The sequence below is a fragment of the Streptomyces sp. NPDC044033 genome (assembly GCF_056434425.1).
Map to the genome: position 1 here is coordinate 365,652 of NZ_JBWKFF010000001.1, position 23,772 is coordinate 389,423.

The following is a 23,772-nucleotide window of genomic DNA, read 5'->3' on the forward strand; positions in this document are numbered from 1 at the left end:
CTGCGATGCGCTGGTGGTACGTATCCGATGCTAAGGCCCGGACCGGGCGAAGCCGCCCGCCCGGCCCGGGCCCGGCGACGCTCACCCGCCGGCGGCGACGCCCGCCTCCGCTTCCCGCTCCGGCGGCGGGACGGCGGCGCGCTCGGCCCGGCGCAGCAGCAGCGCGGCCAGCACGCCGCCGACGAACACGGCCGCCGCACCCGCCAACTGACTGGTCTGGACGCCGGTTGAGAAGGCGTCGGCGACGGCGGTGCGGTCCGCGTCCGTACGGGCGGCGGCGAGCGCGGCGGGCAGCGAACCCGCCCCGGCGGCGACGGCGGGTACGAGCGCGGCGAACCGGGAGTTGAGGACCGCGCCGAGCACGGCTACGCCCAATCCATTGCCGAACTCGGTCAATGTGCCGTTGACGCCCGCGCCGACGCCCGCCTTCTCCGGCGGGATGGCCGACATGATCGCGTTGGCCATGGCGGGCATCGCGAGCGCGATGCCCGCGCCCATCAGGACCAGGCCGAGCAGCAGCCCGGCGTAGCCGTGGGCGCCGAGGACCGCGACGGCGGCGAGGCCGACGGCCAGCAGGCCCATGCCGCTGACGATGGTCAGCGGGGTGCCGAGCTTGGGGAGCAGCCGGGCGCCGATCCCGGTGAGGTTGAGGGCGACGATGACGATCGCGAGCGGCGTCATGCGCAGCCCGGTCTCCAACGGGTTGTAGCCGAGCACGAATTGCAGGTGCTGGGTGAGCAGGAAGAACGAGCCGCCCATGCCGAAGGCGACCAGGATGCCGCCGGCCACGGCGCCGACGAAGCGGCGGTTGCGGAAGAAGTGCATGTCCAGCATGGGGTGCGGGGCCCGGCGCTCCCAGAACACGAAGACGCCGAGGCCGGCGAAGCCGATGAGCGCGGACAGCAGCACGGTGGACGAGGTCCAGCCGTCCACGGGTCCGGAGATGATCGCGTAGACGACGCCGGTCATGCCGATCGTGGACAGCAGGGCGCCGAGCAGGTCGGGTCGGTCGCCCGCCGGGTTCTTCGACTCCGGTATGAGCTTGAGGACCGCGATCAGCCCGAGGAGCGCGACGGGGATGTTGACCAGGAAGATCGATCCCCACCAGAAGTGGTCGAGCAGCGCGCCGCCGATCAGCGGCCCGGCGGCGAAGCCGAGCGAGCTGACGGCGCCCCACAGGCCGATGGCCCTGGTGCGTTCCTCGTCGTCGAAGACCTGGACGATGACGGCGAGGGTGGTGGTCATCAGCAGCGCGCCGCCGACGCCCATGCCCGCGCGGGCGGCGATCAGTTCGCCGGTGGTCTGGGAGAGGGCGGCGGCGAGCGAGCCCATGCCGAACAGGGCGAGCCCGGCGGCCAGCAGTTTCTTGCGGCCGTAGCGGTCGGCGGCGCTGCCGGCGGTGAGCAGCAGCCCGGACTGCACGAGCGAGTATGCGTTGATCATCCACTGGATGTCCGAGGTCGCGGCGCCCATCTCGGTAGTGAGGGAGGGGATGGCGACGTTGAGGACGGTGTTGTCCAGCAGGACCGTGAGCTGGGCTAGACAGATGACGCCGAGAATCAGCCACCTCTGGGGGTGGCCCGACCCGGCGGGTGGCCGGATGGCGGCAGGCGCGGTCAACTGGACTCCTTGTACGGCGTATGACTGGGATCGATTTACACCGTACAACAGCCATCTATACGCTGCACAAGCGATTTATCGCGGGCGCGCGGCGACCGGCATTCCGCTTACTGCGGCTCCGGCCGCCCCGCCTCCTTCTTCGCCTTCTTCTTCTGCTGCTGCTTCTCCCTCTGCTTCTGCTTCTCCTTCTGCTGCGACTCTGGATTCCGCTTCGGGCTCTGCTTCTTGCGCTTCGGGCTCTACTTGGGGCCCTGCTTCGGGCCCTACTTCGGGCCCTACTTCGGGCCCTACTTCGGGCCCTACTTCGCCTTCGGCTTCGTCAGGTCGTAGAGCGTGCTCTTGCCCTCCTTGACCTGCTGGAAATTGGCCTTCACCCAGGAAGTGATCTGCGGGCCGTAGCCCTCCTGCCGCTGGCCGCCCAGCCGTTCCGCTTCGGCAAAGTAATGGATCTTCCCCTGCCGCACGGCCTCCTTGAACGCGTCGAGCGTCGGCGACGGATCGCTTCCGTTGAACCCGCCGATCGGCATCACCGGCTTTCCGGTGGCCAGTTGATAGCTCGCCGCGTTCTGCGAGCCGACCGTGGCCAGCGCCCAGGTGTAGTCATCGGCGTCCGCCTTGACGGCGGCCTTGGCCTTGGCGTCGATGGTCTGGCCGCCGAGCAGCCCGCCCACGCCCACGAGCACCGGCCCCTTGCCGCGCCGGTCGCTCCCGCGCCCGCCGGCCGGTCCGCCCTGCTGCCCGCCCGGGGCCTTCTGCGGCTTCGCGCCCGCGCCGAAGAAGGCGCCGCCCTTGCCGTCCTTACTGCCCTTCTGACCGCGTATCACCATCCCCATCCCCAGCTGCCCGGAGGCCGGCCCCGCCGTCACGATCGAGCCGCCGTGCGGGGTGCCGATGGTGTTGGCCACGTACGCGAGGGGCCCGCCCAGCGAAGCGGCGATCCCCACAGCCGCCGCCCACCACGCCAGCCGCCGCCCGAGCCGCGCCACGACCAGCAGCGCGAGCGCCGCCGCCACGCCGCCGATCAGCACGGACCAGCGCAGCCACGGCAGCCAGTGCGCGGTGCGGCCGAGGAGTACGTACGACCAGCCGGCCGTCACCGCCACCGTCGCCCCCAGCACCACGGCCGCCGCGGCCCCGGCCCGCCGCCGCCACAACACCACGGTGCCCATGCCGACGAGCGCGGCGATATACGGGGCGAGCGCGATGTTGTAGTACTGATGGAAGATCCCCGACATGAAGCTGAACGTCAGGAACGTCATCAGCAGCGCCGCGCCCCAGGCCAGGAACGCCACCCGCTCCCCCGCCCGCAGCGCCGTGTCCGTACCCCGGCCGCGCCAGGCCAGCCACACCCCCGCGATCAGCAGGAGGAAGGCCGCGGGCAGCAGCCAGGCGATCTGACCGCCCATCTCGGGCTCGAAGAGCCGGGTGAGGCCCGTCAGACCCCAGCCGCCGCCACCGCCGCCCCTGCCGCCGCCCACGCTCCCGGCCTCGTTCCCGGTGATCCGGCCGAAGCCGTTGTAGCCGAGGGTCAGCCCGAGGAAGCTGTTGTCCTGAGAGCCGCCGATGTACGGGCGCGAGGACTTCGGCCACAGCTCGACGATCGCCACCCACCAGCCCGCCGACACCAGCATCGCCAGCCCCGCCCACAGGAGTTGGGCCAGCCGCCTGCGCAGCCGGGTCGGCGCGCACAGCACGTACAGGAGGGCCAGCGGCGGCACGATCAGCCACGCCTGGAGCGTCTTCGTCAGGAAGCCCAGCCCGAAGCAGACCCCGGCCAGGACCAGCCACTTCGTCCGCGCGTCGTCCAGCCCCCGCAGCACGCAGTACACCGCGCAGACCATCAGCAGGCACAGCAGCGCGTCGGGGTTGTTGAAGCGGAACATCAGCGCCGCCACCGGGGTGAGCGCGAGCACCGCACCGGACAGCAGCCCGGCGACGGGGCCGAAGTGCCGCTTCACGGCCGCGTACAGCACGCCCACGGTCGCGACGCCCATCAGCGCCTCGGGCACCAGGACCGCCCAGGAGCTGAGCCCGAAGAGCCGTACGGACAGGCCCATCGGCCACAGCGCGCCCGGCGGCTTGTCCACGGTGATGGAGTTCGCCGCGTCGGACGAGCCGAAGAACAGCGCCTTCCAGCTCTCGCTCGCCGCCTGCGCGGCGGCCGAGTAGAACTGGTTGGCGTAGCCGGACGCCCCCAGATCCCACAGGTAGAGCACGGCCGACACCGCGAGCAGCGCCAGCAGCGACGGCCGCGCCCAGCTCGGGTCCTCGGGGTGGCCGCGCCAGACGCGGCGCGGCAGCCCGCGCAGCCCGGCGTCCGGCCCGTACGCCGGTACGGAGCCGGTACGTCCGTGGCGCGACTCGCCCCGCAGGCGCGTCGGCGGCATCGGGGCGTCGGGGTGGCGGGTCGTCATCGAGTGCTCCTCGGGGCGTAGCCGCGGCCCCGGTCGAGGTGGGTTGAACGGCTGTCGTGGTCGTGGTCGTGGTCGTGGCCATGGCCCTGGCCGTGGCTCGGGTGACTGCCCCGGTCCACGTCGTGGCGCGGGTGACTGCCCCCGATCCCGTCGTGGCGCGGGTGGCTTCCGTTGCCCGCGGCCCATGCCCATGCGCCGTCAGCGGCACCGGCGGCAGCGCTGTCAACGGTGCCGGCAGCGGTGCCGGCAGCGGTGCCGGCAACAGCAGCGTCAGCGGCCCCGGCTTCGCGGCCCGCCGGGAAGACCCAGGCGCGGAACAGCAGGAAGCGCAGCACCGTCGCCGCGAGGTTGGCGACCACGAGGACCGCCAGTTCCACGCCGTGCGTGGCACCGTGCACGCCCGCCGCCGCGTCCAGGGCGGCCAGCGAGCCGCTCGTCAGGGCGAGGCCGATACCGAAGACGACGAGGCCCTGTGCCTGATGGCGCACGGCCCGCTCCCGGCCGCGCACGCCGAAGGTCAGCCGCCGGTTGGCGGCCGTGTTGCCGAGGGCGGAGACGAGCAGGGCCAGCCCGTTGGCGACCTGGGCGCCGGTGCCGAGCCGGAAGAGCGAGTACAGCCCCAGATAGACCAGGGTGCTCAGCGCGCCCACCACGCAGAAGCCGACGAGCTGCCGGGCCAGCCCGCCCGGCACCCCGCTCAGCTCGCGGTCGCGCGGGTCCGTGCCGAACGGGCGGCTGAGCCGGTCCAGCGGCAGCGCCCCGGTGGCCAGCGCCCGCCCCACCCGCCAGACGCCCTTGAGGTCCTCGGCGGCCGTACGGGCGATGCGCACCGTGCTGTCCGGGTCGTCCACCCAGTCCACGGGCACCTCGTGAATCCGCAGCCCCGCGCGCTCCGCCAGCACCAGGAGTTCCGTGTCGAAGAACCAGCCGGAGTCCTCGACCATCGGCAGCAGCCGGTCCGCGACGTCCTTGCGGATCGCCTTGAATCCGCACTGCGCGTCCGAGAACCGGGCCGCCAGGCTGGAGCGCAGGATCAGGTTGTACGCGCGCGAGATGAACTCCCGCTTGGGGCCCCGTACCACCCGCGAACTGCGCGCGAGCCGCGAGCCGATCGCGAGGTCCGAGTGGCCGGAGATCAGCGGCGCCACCAGCGGCAGCAGCGCGTTCAGGTCGGTGGAGAGGTCGACGTCCATATAGGCGAGGACCGGGGCGTCGGAGAGCGACCAGACGGTGCGCAGCGCCCGCCCACGGCCCTTGCGCTCCAGCCGGACGGCGGTGACCTCCTCGATCGTGTCATCGAGCCAGGCGGACACCTCGGGGGTGCGGTCGGTGCTCGCGTTGTCCGCGATGGTGATCCGGAAGCCGTACGGGAAGGTCGCCGAGAGGTGGTCGTGGAGCCTGCGCACACAGGGTTCGAGATCGGTCTCCTCGTTGTAGACCGGGATCACGACATCGAGCACCGTCGCCGTGGGCCCGAGGAGCAGATGCTCCCGGGCCGGCAACGTGTCGAGCGGGGGATGAGTCATATTTCGACTCTCCGCAACTCCCCTGTCGCAGACGTGTGTTCAGCCTGTGGAACGGCTGTGAGCCGAGGCGCTCTCCGGCGGCGGTGCGCAGCCCTTCGCGGGAGCGCTCTCCTGCGCGGGAAGGCCGTCCTCCGCGCGAACGTCCGCCTTCACCTGCGCGCTCGCCTTGGCTCGCGGGCTCTCCTTCGCGGGCACGCCCGCCGTCGCGGGAGGGCTCCCCTTCCCGGGGGCCCTTTCCCTCCCTGGGGCCCTTTCCCTCCCTGGAGGGTTTCCCTTCCCGGGAGGGTCCTCTTTCCCGGGAGGGCTCTGGGCGGCAACCGGCAAGTGCACGGCGAAGACCGTACGCCCGGGGACGCTGTCGACCGTCACGCGCCCGCCGTGCGCCCCCACGACCGCGTGCACGATGGCGAGGCCCAGACCGGTGCTCCCGGCATTCCGGGAGCGCGAGGCGTCGCCGCGCGCGAACCGCTCGAAGACATGCGGGCGCAGCTCGGCCGGGATGCCGGGCCCGTCGTCCTCGATGGCCAGCACCAGCCGTTGCCCGCGCCGCTCGACCCGCGCGGTGACCTTGGTGCCGGGGGGTGTGTGCGTACGGGCGTTGGCGAGCAGGTTGACCAGCACCTGGTGCAGCCGGGCCGGTTCGCCCCGCACCAGGGCGGGCTGGTCGGGCAGTTCGAGCACCCAGCGGTGGCCCGACCCGGCCGCCCGCGCGTCGCTCACGGCGTCGACCACGAGCGGAGAGAGGTCGAGCTCCGTGCGCGAGAGCGGGCGGCCGGCGTCCAGACGCGCGAGCAGCAGCAGGTCCTCGACCAGACCGGACATCCGGTGCGCCTCGGACTCGATGCGGCCCAGCGCGTGCCGCGTGTCGGGGCCGGTCTCCTCCCGTCCCCTGCGCGTGAGTTCGGCGTATCCGCGGATGGAGGCGAGCGGCGTGCGCAACTCGTGACTGGCGTCCGCCACGAACTGCCTGACCCGTGTCTCGCTCTCCTGCCGTGCGGTGAGCGCCGAACCGACGTGCCCCAGCATACGGTTGAACGCCGCGCCGACCTGACCCACCTCCGTATGCGGGTCGGCCTCCGCCGCCGGTACGCGCTCGTGCAGCGCCACTTCGCCGCTGTGCAGGGGGAGTTCGGAGACCCGGGTCGCGGTCGCGGCCACCCGGCGCAGCGGGCGCAGCGCTATCCGTACGATCGCGGTGCCCGCGAGGGCGGCGGCGACCAGCCCGGCGGCGGTGACGCAGACCTCGGCGACGATGAGGGTGCCGAGCGTGTCGCGGGCCTCCCTGGTCGGGATGCCGACGAGGTACGTGCCATTGGCGCCGCTCGCGGACCGTACGCGGTACTCGCCCTGGCCCGGGATGTGGGCGGTGTGCGGGCGGCCGTCGCGCCGGACGCCGCTGAGCGCCTGGATCTGCTCGTCCTTGAGCCGGTCGCGGCCCACGGGCGGCGCGGTGCGCTTGGCGGACTTCTGCTGCACGCTGATGGCGGAGGCGACGACCGAGCCGCTGTTGTCGACGACCACGCCTATGGTGCCCAGCGGCTGGCCGCCGCTGGAGACGAAGCGCAGCGATTCGTCGGTGATGAAGATCGGCATCTGCGGCTCACCGGGCGGACCGGCGGCCCGCCCGGCGACCTCGGCGAGGCGCGCGTCCAGCTGGTCGTACAGCGAGGTGCGCAGCGCGATGGTGGTGACGGTGGCGATCACCGCGCAGACGACGGCGACCAGGGCGACGGCGGAGACGACGAGCCGCGTGCGCAGCGACCAGGTGCGGTGGGACGACCGGGTGCGGTGGGACCGCCGGAGCTTCACCGGCGCACGGCCTCAGCGGGCCTCGGCGGGCTTGATCAGATAGCCCGCGCCCCGCCGCGTGTGGATCATCGGTTCCCGGCCCGCGTCGATCTTCCGGCGCAGATACGAGATGTACAGCTCGACGACGTTGGCCTGGCCGCCGAAGTCGTAGGACCAGACCCGGTCGAGGATCTGCGGCTTGCTGAGCACCCGGCGCGGATTGCGCATCAGGAAGCGCAGCAGCTCGAACTCGGTCGCGGTCAGATGGATCTCCCGGCCGCCGCGCGTCACCTCGTGGCTGTCCTCGTCGAGCACCAGGTCGCCGACGGCCAGCACCGAGTCGCTCCGCTGGGCGGCCGCGCCCGAGCGGCGCAGCAGCCCGCGCAGCCGCGCGACGACCTCCTCCAGGCTGAACGGCTTGGTGACGTAGTCGTCGCCGCCCGCCGTGAGCCCCGCGATCCGGTCCTCGACCGAATCCTTGGCGGTCAGGAACAGCACGGGCACCTCGGAACGCTCCCGCCGCAGCCGCCCCAGCACCGAGAGACCGTCCATGTCGGGCAGCATCATGTCGAGCACCACGGCGTCCGGCCGGAAGTCGCAGGCGGTACGGATCGCCCCGGCGCCGTCCGCCGCTGTCCGCACGTCCCAGCCCTCGTAGCGCAGCGCCATCGACAGCAGGTCGGACAACGCGCTCTCGTCGTCGACGACGAGCACCCGTACGGGGCTCCCATCGTTTCGCAGCAGCTCGGTACGCCCCTTGGGCGAGGTCGCGGTCATGCTTACGATCTTGGATCGGCGGCCTGAGAGACCGCTTTCACCTGTCTGTGAATCGCCTGAGAATCCGGCGGGGGCGGTGGTGCGGCAGGGGCGCGGTGCGGCCGGCCGGTGGGGCGGCGGGGGCGTGATGCGGCGACAGGTCCGTAGGACGGCAGCCGGGTTGTGGCGTGGCGGCTGCGCCGTGACGCAGCGGTTGAGCCGTGACGCAGCGGTTGTGTGAGGGCGTGGCGACTGTGCCACGGCGTGGCGGCTGTGCCACAGCATGGCGGCTGTGCCGCGAAATAATCCGGATACCTCCTCCGGTTGTCCCGCCATGACTTCCACCACGCCCGCCGCAGCGGCGGAATCCACCACCCGCCTCGGCCGGATCGGCGTCTGGAGCGGCGCACTGCGCTCCGAGGACCCCGACCGCCGCCGCGAGATCGCCGACGCCGCGGCGGAACTGGACGAGCTCGGCTACGGCACGCTCTGGATCGGCGGCAGCCCCTCCCCCGACGACATCGCCACCGTGCTGACGGCCACCTCCCGCGCCACCGTCGGCAGCAGCATCCTCAGCATCTGGCAGCACGAGGCCGCGTCCGTCGCGGCCCGGCACGCCGAACTCAGCGACGCCCACGGCGACCGCTTCATCCTCGGCCTCGGCGTCAGCCACGCCGAGTTCGGCGACCGCCAGGACCACCCGTACGCCGGCCGCCCGTACTCCGCGATGGCCGCCTACCTCGACGCGCTCGACGCCGCGCCCCGGCCCGTACCCGCCGCCCGGCGCGCGCTGGCCGCCCTCGGCCCGAAGATGCTGGGGCTCGCCCGCGATCGCGCCCTCGGCGCGCTGCCCTACCTGACCACCGTCGAACAGGTCGCCGACGCCCGTACGGCCCTGGGCACCGACGCCGTACTCGCACCCGAGCTCAAGGTCGTCCTCGACCCCGACCTCGCACGCGCCCGCGCCACCGCCCGCGGGTACCTCTCCTCGTACCTCGGGCTCGTCAACTACACCAACAACTTCCGCCGACTCGGCTTCGGCGACGACGACTTCACCGGCGGCGGCAGCGACCGGCTCCTCGACGCCGTCTTCGCCCTCGGCGACGGCCCGGCCGTCCGCGAGCGCGTGGACGCCTTCCTGGCCGCCGGCGCGGACCACCTCGCGGTACAGGTGGTGACCGAGGGCATCCGAGACACCCTGCCGCGCGCGGAGTGGCGCGCCCTGGCGGAAACCCTCCTGTAGGCCCCGGTTACGGTCTCGGCATGAACCTCCTGGCGATATCGGGCAGCCTGCGCGAACAGTCCACCAACAACGCGGTGATACATACGGCCTCCGACCTGGCGAAGGCCGAGGGCTGGACGGCTACGAGGCTGGCCGGGATCGGCGGGTTGCCCCACTTCAACCAGGACCTGGACGTCGAGGGCGCGGAGCCCATCGCCCCGGTGGAGGCGCTGCGCGAGGCGGTTCGCAAGGCGGACGCGCTGCTGTTCGTCAGCCCCGAGTACGCGCACGGGGTCCCCGGCGTCCTGCGCAACGCCATCGAGTGGCTGGTGAGCAGCGGCGCCCTCGGCGACAAGCCGACCGCGGTGGTCACCGCGTCGCCGCACCCCGGCGGCGGCTCGTACGCGCAGGCTCAGCTGCGCGAGACGCTGGCCATGCTGACGGGCGCGCTGGTCGAGGAGGCGTGCCTGGAGATCGACGCGATAGGCCCGAAGATCGACCGCGCGGCGGGCCGGATCACGGATGAGCCGACGCTGAAGGCGCTGTCGGGAGCGCTCCAGGCGCTGCGCACAGCAGCGGACGGCGCCAACGGCTGAAACGGCCCCGACCCCGCTCCGACATGACGTGCGTACGCACACCGAACCCCACGGGCAGCCCCAACTTCCGCCGGTGCGGGACGACTTCACCGTCCCGCACCGCCGCCCCCCGGAAACGCCACAGGCCCGGCACTCGAAAGTGCCGGGCCTGTGTTCACAGTAGCGGGGACAGGATTTGAACCTGCGACCTCTGGGTTATGAGCCCAGCGAGCTACCGAGCTGCTCCACCCCGCGTCGGTAAACATGACACTACGCGACGATCGCGCCTGAGGGAAATCAAAGATCGGACCGGAGCATTGAGGCCGACGAGAACAACAACGTCCCGGAGGTCTGGGTGAAGAATTACACGGAGCATGTGGACAAGGCAGCGGGCCCCGTCCGCCTGACGTACGACCGAGCCGGGACCGCTCCAGACTCCGACTCCGGCAGGCCCCCCATGCTCTTCGTGCACGGCACGGCCGGCGATCGCTCATACTTCGAGCCGCAGTTCACCCACTTCGCCCGGTCGCACCCGGTGGCCGCCCTGGACCTGCGCGGCCATGGTGAGAGCGACTGCCCCGACACGGCGATACCCGGGGCGTACAGCATCGACGCCTTCGCCGACGACGTGCTGGCCGTCGCCGACGCGGCGGGCTTCGACCGCCCGATCGTGGTGGGCCACAGCCTCGGCGGCCTGATCGCCCTGGCCTGCGCGACCCGCCCCGGCGCCATACGGGCCGCGGTGCTGGTCGACCCGGCCCCGGTGCTCGACGGCCAGGGCAAGGAGTTCATCACCAGCACCATCGAGGACGCAGCAGCCGACGAGGACGGCTCCTGGCGCCGACAGTGCGCCACCGACATGCTCCCGCCCTCGGACACCCACCGCCGAGAAGCGATCATCACCGGATTCGCCTCACTCCCGCCGGCGATCGCGGCGGAGACCTGGCGCGCCGTCGCCACGTTCGACGGCGCGTCGGTACTGGCGAAGACCCAGGTCCCCATCCTGTCGATCCACGCCGGCGAGCCGGAGGCAGGGCTGCGCCACTACCCCAACGTGACCATCGGCCAGACCATCGGCTCCGGCCACTTCAACCAGCTCCAGGTCCCCACCCAGGTCAACGCCATGATCGACCGCTTCATGGAGACGACCGCGAAGTAGACAATCCCTCAGACAGACCGAAGGCCCGGCACTGAATACGATCCAGTGCCGGGCCTTCGGTGACAGTAGCGGGGACAGGATTTGAACCTGCGACCTCTGGGTTATGAGCCCAGCGAGCTACCGAGCTGCTCCACCCCGCGTCGGTAAACACGACACTACGCGACGAACCCCAGAGTGGGAAATCCACACCCGCGGCCCGCCACCCGGCCGCCACCCCTGGCGCCCAACCGATCACCAACAACGGCGGGAATGCCCTGAGTTCGCCGTCTAACCTCGGCTGATGACAGAACGTCACACGTGTGGCCGAAGTATCGCAGTATCGAGGGATTCCGCGTTGGAGCTTGTGCCGGACGACGATTCACTGGGCGGTATGCGCCCGTCCCTGGAAGGGGACGACGCCGTCCTGGGCTACGAACCCCAGGAGGGTTTCCCGGACCGCTGCTGGGTTCTGCACGCCGTCACCGTAGGAGGGGAACGCTCCCGGTGGGATGACGTGCTGGCGCACGCCGGCAGGCGTCTGGAGGACTGGCAGTACACCCCTTCGTTCCGGGTCTTCCAAGGGCTGGACCTGCCCGGGAACCTTGAGAAGCCCGACCTGGGAGAAATCGACCGCGCCGGCCTGGCCCGCCTGGTCGAGGTCCTCGCCCGGCACAGCCCAGAGGGGCTGCGTACGGAGTGCTACTGGGCCCAGGCGGCGATCGAGGACCTGGGCTGTCCGGTCCCGGCCCGCCGAGGCCGACTGGAGGAGGCACTTGCTCACCATGACGCCTGCGCCCGGCCCCACCAGACCGTACAGACCCAGTTCCCCGCGCACTGGTGGCCTGCGGAGGGCTCCTGGTTCGTCCTCACCAACTGGGACCTGAGCGCGACCGAGGTCTTCGGCCCTTCCCCCCTGATCGCCGACCTCCTCGCCGACGACGGGCTGGACGCCGTGCGCCACCCCAGCATCGCCGAGGTACAGGACAGCTTCGCGCAATGGCGCGAGCAGGCACGATGAGCCCACCGCGCGTTCCGCCAGCCCTCTAACCTCGAACGCCGTCACTCACGTAGACACACACCGGGCAACCGGACAGCCGCGCAGCCCGCACGCCGACGAATCGGGGTGACGGCAACCCATCACACGATGGCGAGGCACGGCCGGCACCCCAGTAATCATCTTGATCGACGCCGCTCCCCGACCCTCTGAGGCGGTTGCCGTCAAACACTGCCGTCAAGAGGAACGCCAGAGGCCCCGTTCGATTTCGAACGGGGCCTCTACTCTGCTGTGCGCTCGGCAGGATTCGAACCTGCAACCTTCTGATCCGTAGCTCTAGCCGGATCGGTCAGTTGGGGCCATACCGGCCGCTACGGGGTCCCGAAGAGACGGTAGCGAGCAGTGGCGGTTGCTGTGGTTGCGGTACCGCGCTGCTGTACACGGGCGGCCCATTCTTCCGGCGAGTCTCAGTGAACGCCCTCGGACGAGATGGTCTCCTGCGTGGGCTGCGGGATCATTGGGTTCTTGGGGATGACGGGGACACCGATCGCCTCCATGACCTTCCGGGCTGCAATCCGCCCCGGAGACCTGGTAGTGGTGATCTTGTCTCCAGTAATGATGTTCCCTTCCCAGATCTGCGCGCTCCGGCGCCAATCAATCTTTGTGGCAAGGTCAAGGTATCGAGCCTTCCGCCACTCCGGGTCCAGGTTCTTCTCAATCTCGAAGGCCACGTGCCCGATGATGACCAGACCCGTCGCGGTCATGTTGATGTAGTGCTTGCGGAAGTCCACCACCTGGTTGGCCGGCCCTCCGCTCGTGGGCAGTTCGACCACTGCACGCCAGGGGTCCATGTGCTGCGTGAGGATGTCGAGCATGGCCAGGGTCCTGCTGACGAAAGCGTCCTGCTTCTCGGTGGTACCGATGGCTTGGAAGCTGCGAGCCGGGATGCTCGCCTCGCTGAGCGCGTAGTCCTGAAACAGCAGTTCCTTGACCAGCCCACGCACCTGGTTGAGCAGGAAGATGGCCGATGACAGCTTCGACAGGCTCTTGGACGTCTCATCGATGCGTCCCGCGAACAGGGCAGACCCATCCACGATCTTCGTCAGAACTCGGTTCAGGGGCTCACGCGTGTTGTATGCAGCCAGAAGACTTGCCGGAATTTGCTTGGTCTGTGCTGCGTCGGCAAAGTCCTGGTGGATACGGGCAACGTCCGGTTCTACGACGATGACGACAGAGATGCTGTCGCTCGGGAAAGGGGAATCCGTGTCGATGAGGCTGTCGCTACGCTTGGCGATGGCAGCGAGCCTGTGCTGACCGTCAGTCACAGAGAACTTGGTCTCGTCGCCGATGACGACGAAGCCAGCCGTCATGGCAAAGTTTCCTCGCGGGATATGGATGGCCGGGACAGCACGGACGTTCAGCGTGACCGGCGGGAGGATGTAGTCGTTCTCGTTCTCGGTCAGGTACTTAGTGATGGACCTGACGTGGTTGGTGTCGATCGGGCGGTTGGTGGCCATGCGCGGGTTGCCGCCCTTCACCACCGCATCGGAAACCACGTGCTTAACGAGGAATGCGTACGAGAAGGCAGTCGTCAGCATGAGGCGCCCCCCCTGCTGGAAGACGACACAGGTGAAGACGCGGCCCCCCGACGCCGTGGCGGCCTCACTCGCGGCTGCCTGAGCAGCCGTCAGCGAGTCGTGCTGTGTCAGTCCGAGCTGTGCGAAGAACACGGGACCCCCCAGTGTTGAGGCAAAGTTGAGCGGGCATCAGAACGTACGATAGGTCGACGTATTACGTCAACTTATCCACGTAGAACGCTCCCTGTTGCACGTTTTAGTGACGGGCGCCTCGCTTGTTTGATCGCTTGAGATCGACTCTCGACTCCTTTTGATCGACTACGGCGCCTTCGCAACAGGACCCACCACTCACCCGGACTCCCATCCCGTCCGCCTTCGACCCACACTCCGTGGAGCGGTCGTGGTTCAGGGCGTCAAGGTGGAGCGCGCCACTGTACGAACGACCTTGACGCCCTGGGCCGCGACTGCTCGGCTCCGCCTGGGTCGAAGGTGGTCGGGATGGGAGCCCCCACTACGCTCGCCACGCTCCGGCCGGCACTCGCGAACGGCGCCCCTCCCATCCCGGAGTCGGAGCGCCCCCGCCGGAGGCATCTGTTCTGAGGTCAAGTGGCTCTCCGCTGCTGTTGCGCGGGCGGGCGGACCGGGCCGGAGCGGGGCGGAGACAGGAGCGGCGGGCCGGGGAGCCGGGCCGCGCGGGGAGCGGAGCGAGCCGCCTTGAACCTGTAGAGAAAGTTGTAACTCAGCGGGACGGGGATGGGGTCCTGATGTGCTCGTGTGGGGCGGGGCGGCTGGTGAACTGTTCTGCGCATGGCGGGAGTTGCTTTGACTCGCGGTCAGCCAGCGGTAGGAAGACGACGGGGCGGACGTGCCACCCGATGCGGGTGTCCTTCTGCGTTAGGGCGAACGTCGCGGCCTCGCCCTGTTTCAGGGTGCGTTCCATGTCCAGGTAGCCGCCCAGGATCCATTCCCCCGCCTCTCGGCCAGCTCCTTCATCGAGAGCTGCGGCAATGGTCTGCACGGTGATGTGAATCCACTGGGTTGCCTGTCCTGGGCTGTCGGCCGCGATGGAGGCCAGTACCGCCGGGTGTTCTCCCGTCGACGGGGAGAGGATCGTGCATTCGCACCAGTAGCCGTGGTGCAGGGGGATGTTCAGCATGGTGCTGTTCCTGCCGGGGGTGGGCGGAGTTCGGCGGTGACGGTTCGGCCGTGGTCGTTGCCGGTGATGTCGAGGCGGGCCGCGAGGGTCATGACGATGCTCAGGCCCCGGCCGTGGGTGGCGTCGTCGGCGGCCTGGGTGACGCGTGGTGAGGTGGGGCGTCCGCCGTCGTCCGTGACCGAGATCGCGACGAACAGCGGGGTCACGGCCAAGGTGATCTGGAGCGTTCCGGTGTCGCTGCCGCTGGCCGTGTGGGTGAGGGCGTTGGTGCTCAGCTCGCTCACGATGAGTTCGGCGTCGTCGGCGCACGGGTGGTCGCTGAGGATGTCGCGTATCCAGCGGCGGGCCCGAGCCACCTCTTCTTCGGAACCTGGGCAGATCAGGCCCCAGACCCGTACCCTGCTCGTATACTCGTCCATACAAGTCACTCCGTGCTGGTAGGCGACTATGGATAGCGGTTTTGTGCTAGACGAGTCGCACGCCGTCGTGGGCGCGGACGGCCGGCGGGGATGCGTTGTCGAGTGCGTCAAGGACGCGGATCGCGTATGCCTCGTCAGCAAGCTCGGCGACCTCGTCACGGGCGGCCCAGCGCAGGGCGCGGGTCTCCGCTCCAGTGGTCGGGGTGCCGTCTATCGCCTCGCAGCGGAAGACCATGGAGACGATCAGGCCGGTCATGTTCTTGTAGACGCCGGTGAGGGTCGCGGGAAGCGCGATCTTGAGGCCGGTCTCTTCGAGGACTTCGCGTTGCAGGGCGTCGGGGATCGTTTCCCCGCGTTCGAGCACGCCGCCCGGCGGTTCCCACTTACCGTTGTCCCGCCGCTTGATCAGCAACGCACGACCCGCGTCGTCGACGATCACCCCGGCAACGCTCACGGAGTGCGGGCGATCAATGCTCACGTTCCTCGGCCCTCTCGGCTGGCTAGGCTCTCCACCGTAGCAACACGGGCCAGCTACTTGTCTAGATATCTAAAGGAGTACATATGCCTCGTCTCGCCTCAGGTCTCCTGGGCGCGCTGGACCCGACCAGTGACCGCGCGGTGTTCCGGCAGATCGCCGACCAGCTGCGCGAAGCGATCGACAAGCAGCGCTTCCGGGAGGGCGACAAGCTGCCCTCGGAAACTGAGCTGGTCGAGCACTTCGGCGTGTCCCGGATGACCGTCCGCAACGCGTTCTCCCTCCTTCAAGGAGAAGGGCTCGCGGTCTCCGAACACGGGAAAGGCGTCTTCGTACGGCCCCGGCCTCCGGTGCGGCGGCTGGCCTCGGACCGCTTCGCGCGCCGCCATCGCGATCAGGGAAAGTCGGCGTTCACCGTGGAGGCGGAAGCCGCAGGAAGCCGCCCCGAGGTCGACGGCCTGGAGGTGAAGGAGGAACGCCCCTCGCAGGACATCGCCGCCCGGCTCGGCTCGCCCCGCAAGGTCCTCACCCGACGCCGCCGCTACCTGCTCGACGGCCGGCCCGTCGAGTTCGCCACCTCCTACCTCCCGCTCGACCTGGCCCGGAACACCCCGATCGCCGAACCCAACCCCGGCCCCGGCGGCATCTACGCCCGGCTGGAGGAGATGGGCCACCGCCTGGACCACTTCGAGGAAGAGATCCGCGCCCGGATGCCCTCGCCCACCGAAGTACGGACGCTCCACCTCGCCTCGGGCGTCCCCGTGATCCACCTGGTCCGCACCGCGTACAACACCGAGGGGCGGGCCGTCGAGGTCTGCGACACCGTGATGGCGGCCGACGCGTACGTCCTCGCCTACCAGCTCCCCGCCACCTGACCAACGCGACTCCGGATGCCGCGCCACCCGGCGCTCCCCGGACTCGTACACACCAGCCCCACGCCCATATAGACAAGCTGGCGAGTAGTACGGCTATCGGCACCTGCGTATCGGCTGCGGCCGAACTCCCCTCGGGAACCGACGGATGTCGCCAACGCCGCCGAACACTTCGGCGCGCCTGGGCAGTTCACGCCATCCTCCGCCGAAGCCACGGGGGACGCCGCCTGAGGCGTTGCCGTCAAACACTGCCGTCAAGAGGAACGCAAGAGGCCCCGTTCGAATCGAACGGGGCCTCTGCTCTGCTGTGCGCTCGGCAGGATTCGAACCTGCAACCTTCTGATCCGTAGTCAGATGCTCTATCCGTTAAGCTACGAGCGCTTGGCTTTCCGGCGGTTTTTCTGGCCGGTCGGCGTTGCGGGAACAACATTACATGACCTGCGCCGAGAGGCGAAATCCGATTCCCGCACCGCCGCTGACCTGCGAAAATGACCCTCAGTGGGTGGTGCTGAGCCGCCGGGGGCGCGGCTACTCGGGCCAGGATGAGTCTTCGATGATCCGAACAAAGTCCGGGCGTGTGTAGCCGTCCACGAAGTGGGCCAGGACGTCGGCCTTCACATTGCCGAAGGTGGTCTGCGGGCGGTGGGCGATGCCGTCGGTGAAGGCGCGCAGGATGCGGCGCTTGAAATCCGGGCGGGGGTGGGCGGCGACGATCGCCTCGCGTACGTCCTCGGGGAGGTCGGCGTAGCCGATGCCCAGGACGTCGAGTTCCACCCCGGCCGTGACCAGGGCGACCTCCGGGGCCATGTGGTGCGGGATCTCGGGGGTGGTGTGCAGGGCGATGCCCTCCCAGACCAGGCGGGTGCGGTCCTCCGGTACCCCGTGGGCGGTCAGGAAGCGGCGCGCCTCGTCGGCGCCGTCGATCTCGAAGCGCTGCTGCGAGGCGCGGAACTTCGCGGTGAGCCCGAGGTCGTGGAAGAGCGCCCCGACGTAGAGCAGCTCCGGGTCGAAGGAGAGCCCGTGCGTCTGGCCGTGGCGGGCGCCGAAGAGGTAGACGCGGCGCGAGTGGTGGTAGATCAGGTCGTCGGTGGCGTTGCGGACCAGTTCCGTGGCCTCCCGGACCAGCTTGCTGTCCGGGATGACGATGTCGGCGATGCTGGTGGCCGCGACAGGGGCGTCGGGGGCGTCAGAGGTGTCGGGGGTGTCAGGCGTGTCGGGGATTTCCGGTGTGTCAGGGGTTTCCGGCGTGATGGCCATGGCGGGCTCCCGTTCGCTCGTGGGACTCCAGCCTCCCCGCAAACCGCCCCCTCGCGCCCGGCGAGATCAGGACTGGATCAGGTCGGATCAGGACGGGATCAGGCCGGGATCGCAAAAGCCCCGTCCGCGGTACGGACGGGGCTCTCGAAGCGAGCGGAGGCTCCGGGATTTGAACCCGGGATGGGGGGTTACCCCAAACCGCATTAGCAGTGCGGCGCCATAGACCAGACTAGGCGAAGCCTCCAGCACCCCCGCGCAAGCGCGAGGTGGTGCGTGCAGATGATGACACAGGCCAGCGGCCCGTCACCAATCGCAGCCTACGGTACCCGGCGGGCAGCCGACGGAGCAAAGTCGCCGCGAGGAGCGCAACGCGCGGGCGGGAGGCGCGTTAGAGGGGGAAAAGGGGCCACAGGTACATGACACCGGCCCCGCTCGGCCCCGTACTCCTGGAGTCCCACCATGTCGCTCCGTCGCCTCGCCGTCACCGCCGCCGCGCTGCTCCCGGCCGCCCTGCTCGCCCTCCCCACCGCCGCCTCCGCCGCGAGCACCCCCGCCCGGCCGCTCCCCGTGCCCGTCCCGGCCCACGACGACCACCTCACCGTGACGGTCACGGGCAGCGGCGGCTCCGACGGTACGTACGAGCTCTACTGCCACCCCGCCGGCGGCACCCATCCGCACGCCAAGGCCGCCTGCGACCAGCTCGACGGTGCGACGGTGTGGGGTACGGACACCTTCGCGCCCGTACCGACGGACAGGATGTGCACGCAGATCTACGGCGGCCCCGAGCGGGCGCACGTGTCCGGCAGTTGGGCCGGGCGGCCCGTGAACGCCGACTTCAAGCGGTCCAACGGGTGTGAGAACGCCCGCTGGAACAAGTTCTCCAGCCTGCTCGGCACCTCACAGGGCTGACCCCCCGACACGCCGCGAGGCCGGCCGCGGGCCGGTCCCGGCGATATGTCCGGCGTGCGCCCAACGGCGCGGGCGCACGCCGCCGCGCCCCTGCCGACTTCCTCCCGCATCGTGCTCGCGTCACGCCCGTATCCGCCGTCATACCCCGTCATCCCCCGACGCGCCCGCATCCGCAGCCCGTAGACTTCCTGTCAATGACACGGCGCGGGGCCGACGGCAGGATGGGGCCCCGGGGCGTCGGCGAAGTGCGGTAACCAGGGAGGAACGTCCGTCGTGAGCAGCAGGCCATCCCGAGGCGCTGCTCGCCTCGCAGCCATACTCGACGCTCTCCCCGACGCGCTGTTGCTGGTCAACTGCAACGGCACGGTCGTCAACGCCAACCACATCGCGCTGGAGACTTTCGAGGTCCCCGGCACCGGGCTGGTCGGCCGCGGACTCCTCGACCTGCTCCCCGACTTCGACTCCCGGCGCATCCCGGGATCGATGCGGCGCATGGAGGAGCAGGAGGGCGAGGGCGGTCGTACGAAGCCGACCCGGATGGTCGCGCGGCGTACCGACGGTACGCAGTTCCCGGTCGAGGTGACCAGCGCGAACCTGGAGGACGGCCGCACCCCGTACGCCGACCACCACCCCTACACCGGCGACGAGCTGCTCATGCTCGTCGTACGCGACCTCACCGGCACGCTCGACACCGAGGCCGAACTCGCCCGCCAGCAGCGCCAGACGGAGATGATCCTGCGCGCCGCCGCGGAGGGCGTGGTGGGCGTGGACACGGCGGGCAGGGTCGTTCTCGTCAACCCCTCCGCCGCGCAGATACTCGGTTACCGCGCCAGCGACCTCGGCGGCCGGGAGCTGCACCCCCTCATCCAGCACTCGCGCGGGGACGGGTCCCCCTTCCCGTACGAGGAGTCGGCGATCGCCGACACCCTGCGTTCCGGGCGCAAGCACCGGGTGCGCGGGCAGGTGCTGTGGGCCAAGGACGGCCGCTCGGTGCCGGTCGACCTGACGACCGCGCCCGTACGGGACGGGGAACAGCTCGTCGGCGCGGTGATGACGTTCACGGACCGGCGCGCGTACGACACGCTCGCCGAGCGCCACGCCCAGCTGCTGGCCGTCCTGGAGGACTCGCTGCGCGGGCCGCTGGAGCAACTCCGCGCCGAGCTGGGCACACTGGCCGCCGACCCGGCCGGGCAGCTGTGGCCCGAGGCCAACCAGGTTCTGCACCATCTGACCGCCGGTTACGCCCGGATGACCACGCTTGTCGACAATGTCCTCAGCTTCCAGCGGCTCGACGCGGGCGCCGACCGGCTGGAGCGCGAGAAGGTCTCGCTCGACGCGGTCGTGGCGGCCGGTGTCGAGGGCGCGATCGAGCTGATCGGGCCGGGGCGCGCGCAGTTCGCGGTGCACGCCCCGCCGATAGAGGCCGAGGTGGACCCGGAGCGGCTGGCGCAGGCGCTGGCCCATCTGATCGCGGACGTCGCGGGCGTCGACGCGACCGGCGACTCGCCGTCGCAGTCGCCGGCGGGCACGCATTCCGGCGCCGGGTCCTCCGACTCGACGATCGTCGTCGCCGCGGCGCAGCGCGGCGAAGTCGTACGGATCGAGGTGCGCGGCCCGTATCCGGGCGGCGACCCGGTGCACAGCCCCATCGTGCGCGGCATCGTGCAGCGCCACGGCGGCGTGCTCCAGACGCATGAGGTGCCGGGCGCGGGCGGCGGCAGCGCGTACGTGCTGGAGGTGCCGATCTCCGCGAAGGGCGGCCCGGTGACCGCCGGGCCCGAGCGCCTGGCGGACCGCGAGAACGCGACCACGGTGATGCCGATGCCCGCACAGCGGGCGCGCGGTACGGGGGCGCGCGACGGGGCGGCCGGGGCTGATGGTGCGGGCGGTTCCGCGCGGGCTGAGGGGGGCGTACAGCCGCCGCGGGCGCCCCGGGAGTCCCAGCGCCCCGATGAGCAGCAGGGCCAGTCCCAGGGCGGCGGACGCCGCGCACGCCGGGACCCCGAGGCGGGCGACGAGGGGAACGGCCCCGACGACGTCTCCGGTGGCGGCGGTGGCCAGCGTCGGCCCATCGGCCCGCAGCGCCCCGGGGGCGGCACGGGCGGCGCGCAGCCCGCGCTGGGGTACGCGCCGGGCGGCCCCGAGGGCGCCGGACAACAGCCGGGACAACAGCCCGGCCGGCAGCGGTCCAACGGCGGGAGCGGGACCGGCGGCGGGGGCGGCACCCCGCATGGCCCGCAGTCTTCCGGCGGCGGCGAGGGCGCGGGCCGTCCGCTGCCGCCCCTCGCCCAGCGGCCTGCGCACCTTGAGCAGCCGGAGCGCCTTGAGCGGCCGGAGCACCTTGAGCAGTCGGCGCACCTTGAGCGCCCTGGCGGTCCAGGCCCCGCGCCCGAGGCCGGGCAGCGCGGGCCCGGTGCGGGCGCGGGCGGCGACCCCGGCAGCAAGGCCATCGCGCGTACGACGGGCGGTGGCTCGAACGGGTCTGCTCCCGCTGCCGGCCGTACGGACGGAGGCGACCGTTCCGGCTCCGGCGACCCGGCGTACGGGCCCGGCGGCGCGGCCGACGGCTCCGGGCAGCAGCCTGGGGGCGGCCGGCCGTACCGCCCTCAGCGGCCCGGCAGCAGCGACCCTGCGTACGTACCGCCCGGCGGGCAGAGCGGACAGAGTGGGCAAGGCGGGCAGGGCGGCCCCGGCGGGCAGGGTCATGGGCCGCAGGGCTCGGGGCCGGGCGCCGGTCACGTACAGCCTCCTGCCCAGCCGCAGGTCCAGGACCAGGCCCAGCCGCAGCCGACCGGGCGGCGGCGGGCCCGGCGCAGCCCGCAGGAGGAGCAGCTCGGCGCGGGTGATGCCGAAGCGCAACCGCACGGACGGCCCAACCGGCACGGCCGGGGCGGGGGCCTTGAAGCTCCGGCGGACGGCGTGGCGGACGGGGCGGACGGCTCGGCGGACGAACGTACCGGCCACAGTGGGCCCGGCGAGGGCGAGTTCCCCCCGCCGACCGGTCGCCGCGCCCGCCGGGACGCGGCACAGGAAGCACAACAAGCGCAGCAGGCACAGCAGCAGTCCGCCGGGCGGGCCGTCTTCGCGCTGCCGCCCGCCGAGGCGGACCGCACCCCGCAGTCGGAACTGCCCAGCGCCCTCGGCCCGACGCCTCCGGGCGGACTCGCCCAGCACGACGCGGGCGGGCACAGCGCGGGCCCGTACGGAGCGGGTCCGTACGGCGCCGACCCGTACGACGAAGGCCGACAGCAGACGCCGTCCCGGCCCGCGGGGCGGCGCGCTCGGCGTACCCTCGCCGAGGCGTCAGACCGGGCGGTTCCGGGGCAGGACGGCAACGAACCGCCCGCCCCGCGCGGCCCGTTCGCGCTGCCGCCCGCGGCCGCCGACCGTGCTCCGCAGCGGGTCCCGAACGCCCAGCCCGGCCAGGGGGGCCCGTTCCCCGGCGGCGGCGCGGTGCCGCAGGCGCGCTCCGCCGAGGCCGATTCCGGGGCCGCGCCCGATTCCAGGCCCGCGTCCGACTCCGGGGCCGCGTCTGATTCCAGGCCCGCGTCCGATTCCCGAGCCGATACCGATTCCGGGGACGGCGCGTCGCCGGCCGCTATGGCCAATGCGCTCGGCGGTCTGGGGGCGCAGAGCGGCCAGGGCCCGTGGGGCGCGGACGGTGGCGAGCAGCCCTCGGGCCGTAGGCGGGCGCGGCGGCCGTTGGCCGAGGAGCCGCGGGGCGAACGGAGCGACCACGGTCCGGAGGCCGACGCGCCCTCGCTGCCTCGCCAAATGCATCCGCACCAGCCCCCTCAGCAGCAGCCACCGCGTCAGCCGCAGCCCGCCGAGTCCGCGCCTGACGCCGGCACCCCCGGGCAGGGACAGGGCCAGGGGCAGGGACAGGGGCAAGGCCAGGGACAGCAGCGCTCGATCAGCGTGCGGACGCTCGGCCAGGGCACGCCGTTCGCGCGGCAGACGGACGGCGGGCAGCGGCGGCCCGCGGAGGTCCCGACCCCCGCGGGCGGTACGCCGACGGGCTCGGGCTCGGGGAGACGGCGCAAGCTCGGCACGCCGCCGGACACGGCCGACCGCGGCGTACCCGAACCGGAGCCCACCGGCCCGCAGGGGCAGCCCCACGGCCACACCCCGTCACAGCCGCAACCGCAGCCTCAGCAGCCGCACCTCATGAACGCTTCCGAAGGCCGCGCCTACGCCATAGGAGCACCGGACGAGGGTGCGGCGGAGGGGCCCGAACCACTGGACGGCCCGAACGGCGCGGTCGAGGTCCACGACGAGCAACGCCCGCCGCTGGACGACGAGTTGCCGCCGGAGCCGCTGGACAATCCGCGTCGGCTGCTCGTATGGCCGGCCCCTGACGTCACGACGCAGCAGGCGCTGAGCGACCGCGGGTACCGGCCCGTCATCGTGCACTCGCGCGAGGAGGTGGACGCGCAGATCGCCGCCTACCCGGCGGCGCTGTTCGTCGACCCGCTGACCGGGCCGATCACGCGCACCGCGCTCCAGTCGCTGCGCCAGGCGGCGGTGGCCGCTGAGGTTCCGGTGCTGGTCACGGCGGGTCTGGGGCAGGCGACGCGGGAGGCCGCCTACGGTGCCGACCCGGCCGTACTCCTGAAGGCGCTGGCCCCGCGCGACAGCGAACAGCACCCGCCCCGCGTCCTGCTGATCGAGGAGCAGGAGCCGATCGCGAGGGCGCTGACGGGCACGCTGGAGCGGCGCGGCATGCAGGTGGGGCACGCGGCGACGGACGCGGACGCGGTGGAGCTCGCGACGCGGATGCGGCCGAACCTGGTGGTCATGGACCTGTTGCAGGTACGCCGCAGACGGGCCGGAATCGTCGACTGGCTGCGCGGCAACGGCCTGCTCACCCGCACTCCCCTCGTCGTGTACACCTCCGCCGACCTCGACCCGGCCCAGTTGCCGAGGCTCGCGTCGGGCGAGACGGTGCTCTTCCTCGCGGAGCGCTCGACGAGCGCGGAGGTACAGGGGCGCATCGTGGACCTGCTGGCGAAGATAGGCAACAACTGAGCGTGGCCGACGGCAGGCGCCAAAGGGCTGCTATCGGCTGCTAGCC

17 protein-coding genes and 4 tRNA genes are annotated in these 23,772 nt (G+C 71.5%); 7 read left to right on the forward strand and 14 right to left on the reverse strand.

Features of this window, described 5'->3' with window-relative positions:
* Positions 1-81: 81 nt before the first annotated feature.
* The 5 genes from AC07AB_RS01560 to AC07AB_RS01580 all read right to left on the reverse strand — a co-directional run bounded on the left by AC07AB_RS01560 (position 82) and on the right by AC07AB_RS01580 (position 8,125).
* Positions 82-1,620, reverse strand: coding sequence for an MFS transporter (locus AC07AB_RS01560; protein WP_478558262.1), 1,539 nt, complete (start codon positions 1,618-1,620; stop codon positions 82-84).
* 299 nt (positions 1,621-1,919) lie between these two features.
* Positions 1,920-4,034 carry an ArnT family glycosyltransferase gene (locus AC07AB_RS01565; RefSeq protein ID WP_478558265.1) on the reverse strand — a complete coding sequence of 705 codons (2,115 nt, stop codon included), beginning with the start codon at positions 4,032-4,034 and terminating at the stop codon, positions 1,920-1,922.
* A complete protein-coding gene (locus AC07AB_RS01570) occupies positions 4,031-5,560 on the reverse strand; it encodes a bifunctional glycosyltransferase family 2/GtrA family protein (RefSeq protein ID WP_478558268.1) in 1,530 nt (509 codons plus the stop codon). Before AC07AB_RS01570 ends, AC07AB_RS01565 begins: the two co-directional genes overlap by 4 nt.
* A gap of 39 nt (positions 5,561-5,599) precedes the next feature.
* Entirely contained in the window at positions 5,600-7,369 is a 1,770-nt protein-coding gene (locus AC07AB_RS01575) for a sensor histidine kinase (RefSeq protein WP_478558271.1), read from the reverse strand.
* Positions 7,370-7,381: 12 nt separating this feature from the next.
* Positions 7,382-8,125, reverse strand: a complete 744-nt coding sequence (locus AC07AB_RS01580; protein WP_478558274.1) for a response regulator transcription factor — start codon at positions 8,123-8,125, stop codon at positions 7,382-7,384.
* Positions 8,126-8,438: 313 nt separating this feature from the next.
* Here AC07AB_RS01580 and AC07AB_RS01585 point away from each other — a divergent pair, with 313 nt between their 5' ends.
* Entirely contained in the window at positions 8,439-9,347 is a 909-nt protein-coding gene (locus tag AC07AB_RS01585) for a TIGR03620 family F420-dependent LLM class oxidoreductase (RefSeq protein ID WP_478558277.1), read from the forward strand.
* A 20-nt stretch (positions 9,348-9,367) separates the two neighbouring features.
* Positions 9,368-9,922 carry an NADPH-dependent FMN reductase gene (locus AC07AB_RS01590; protein WP_478558280.1) on the forward strand — a complete coding sequence of 185 codons (555 nt, stop codon included), beginning with the start codon at positions 9,368-9,370 and terminating at the stop codon, positions 9,920-9,922.
* A gap of 160 nt (positions 9,923-10,082) precedes the next feature.
* Here the strand turns inward: AC07AB_RS01590 and AC07AB_RS01595 are convergent.
* Positions 10,083-10,156: transfer RNA gene (locus AC07AB_RS01595), tRNA-Met, on the reverse strand.
* Between the two features lie 100 nt (positions 10,157-10,256).
* Here AC07AB_RS01595 and AC07AB_RS01600 point away from each other — a divergent pair.
* The gene (locus AC07AB_RS01600; RefSeq protein WP_478558283.1) at positions 10,257-11,060 is read left to right on the forward strand and encodes an alpha/beta fold hydrolase; all 804 of its coding nucleotides are present in this window, start codon (positions 10,257-10,259) and stop codon (positions 11,058-11,060) included.
* 66 nt (positions 11,061-11,126) lie between these two features.
* Here AC07AB_RS01600 and AC07AB_RS01605 read toward each other — a convergent pair.
* Positions 11,127-11,200, reverse strand: a tRNA-Met gene (locus AC07AB_RS01605).
* 194 nt (positions 11,201-11,394) lie between these two features.
* Between AC07AB_RS01605 and AC07AB_RS01610 the strand changes: the two genes are divergently transcribed.
* Positions 11,395-12,057, forward strand: coding sequence for a hypothetical protein (locus AC07AB_RS01610; RefSeq protein WP_478558286.1), 663 nt, complete (start codon positions 11,395-11,397; stop codon positions 12,055-12,057).
* A gap of 443 nt (positions 12,058-12,500) precedes the next feature.
* Here AC07AB_RS01610 and AC07AB_RS01615 read toward each other — a convergent pair whose 3' ends face one another.
* The 4 genes from AC07AB_RS01615 to AC07AB_RS01630 form a co-directional block, all read right to left on the reverse strand.
* Positions 12,501-13,763 carry a DNA sulfur modification protein DndB gene (locus AC07AB_RS01615; protein ID WP_478558289.1) on the reverse strand — a complete coding sequence of 421 codons (1,263 nt, stop codon included), beginning with the start codon at positions 13,761-13,763 and terminating at the stop codon, positions 12,501-12,503.
* Positions 13,764-14,349: 586 nt separating this feature from the next.
* Positions 14,350-14,766 (reverse strand): hypothetical protein, encoded by a 417-nt coding sequence (locus AC07AB_RS01620; RefSeq protein ID WP_478558292.1) that lies wholly within the window; start codon positions 14,764-14,766, stop codon positions 14,350-14,352.
* A complete protein-coding gene (locus tag AC07AB_RS01625) occupies positions 14,760-15,185 on the reverse strand; it encodes an ATP-binding protein (RefSeq protein WP_478558295.1) in 426 nt (141 codons plus the stop codon). Before AC07AB_RS01625 ends, AC07AB_RS01620 begins: the two co-directional genes overlap by 7 nt.
* Positions 15,186-15,231: 46 nt before the next feature.
* Positions 15,232-15,639: an NUDIX hydrolase gene (locus AC07AB_RS01630; RefSeq protein WP_478559689.1), complete on the reverse strand. Its 408-nt coding sequence runs from the start codon at positions 15,637-15,639 to the stop codon at positions 15,232-15,234.
* A gap of 107 nt (positions 15,640-15,746) precedes the next feature.
* Here AC07AB_RS01630 and AC07AB_RS01635 point away from each other — a divergent pair, with 107 nt between their 5' ends.
* Positions 15,747-16,535, forward strand: coding sequence for a GntR family transcriptional regulator (locus AC07AB_RS01635; RefSeq protein WP_478558298.1), 789 nt, complete (start codon positions 15,747-15,749; stop codon positions 16,533-16,535).
* A gap of 305 nt (positions 16,536-16,840) precedes the next feature.
* On the opposite strand, the gene AC07AB_RS01640 is transcribed toward AC07AB_RS01635, so the two are convergent.
* From AC07AB_RS01640 to AC07AB_RS01650, 3 genes are all read right to left on the reverse strand, one after another.
* Positions 16,841-16,913 (reverse strand) — tRNA-Arg (locus tag AC07AB_RS01640).
* Between the two features lie 147 nt (positions 16,914-17,060).
* Positions 17,061-17,789, reverse strand: a complete 729-nt coding sequence (locus AC07AB_RS01645; protein WP_478558301.1) for an HD domain-containing protein — start codon at positions 17,787-17,789, stop codon at positions 17,061-17,063.
* Positions 17,790-17,943: 154 nt separating this feature from the next.
* Positions 17,944-18,033 (reverse strand) — tRNA-Ser (locus AC07AB_RS01650).
* 215 nt (positions 18,034-18,248) lie between these two features.
* Between AC07AB_RS01650 and AC07AB_RS01655 the strand changes: the two genes are divergently transcribed.
* Positions 18,249-18,698 (forward strand): SSI family serine proteinase inhibitor, encoded by a 450-nt coding sequence (locus AC07AB_RS01655; protein ID WP_478558304.1) that lies wholly within the window; start codon positions 18,249-18,251, stop codon positions 18,696-18,698.
* 273 nt (positions 18,699-18,971) lie between these two features.
* Positions 18,972-23,726 carry a PAS domain-containing protein gene (locus AC07AB_RS01660; protein ID WP_478558307.1) on the forward strand — a complete coding sequence of 1,585 codons (4,755 nt, stop codon included), beginning with the start codon at positions 18,972-18,974 and terminating at the stop codon, positions 23,724-23,726.
* Positions 23,727-23,772 lie beyond the last annotated feature (46 nt).

Coding starts and splice junctions, on each gene's coding strand:
- AC07AB_RS01565 (WP_478558265.1), bottom strand. CDS start 4,034: ATGACGACCCGCCACCCCGACGCCCCGATGCCGCCGACGCGCCTGCGG.
- AC07AB_RS01570 (WP_478558268.1), bottom strand. CDS start 5,560: ATGACTCATCCCCCGCTCGACACGTTGCCGGCCCGGGAGCATCTGCTC.
- AC07AB_RS01580 (WP_478558274.1), bottom strand. CDS start 8,125: ATGACCGCGACCTCGCCCAAGGGGCGTACCGAGCTGCTGCGAAACGAT.
- AC07AB_RS01585 (WP_478558277.1), top strand. CDS start 8,439: ATGACTTCCACCACGCCCGCCGCAGCGGCGGAATCCACCACCCGCCTC.
- AC07AB_RS01590 (WP_478558280.1), top strand. CDS start 9,368: ATGAACCTCCTGGCGATATCGGGCAGCCTGCGCGAACAGTCCACCAAC.
- AC07AB_RS01620 (WP_478558292.1), bottom strand. CDS start 14,766: ATGCTGAACATCCCCCTGCACCACGGCTACTGGTGCGAATGCACGATC.
- AC07AB_RS01625 (WP_478558295.1), bottom strand. CDS start 15,185: ATGGACGAGTATACGAGCAGGGTACGGGTCTGGGGCCTGATCTGCCCA.
- AC07AB_RS01635 (WP_478558298.1), top strand. CDS start 15,747: ATGCCTCGTCTCGCCTCAGGTCTCCTGGGCGCGCTGGACCCGACCAGT.
- AC07AB_RS01645 (WP_478558301.1), bottom strand. CDS start 17,789: ATGGCCATCACGCCGGAAACCCCTGACACACCGGAAATCCCCGACACG.
- AC07AB_RS01655 (WP_478558304.1), top strand. CDS start 18,249: ATGTCGCTCCGTCGCCTCGCCGTCACCGCCGCCGCGCTGCTCCCGGCC.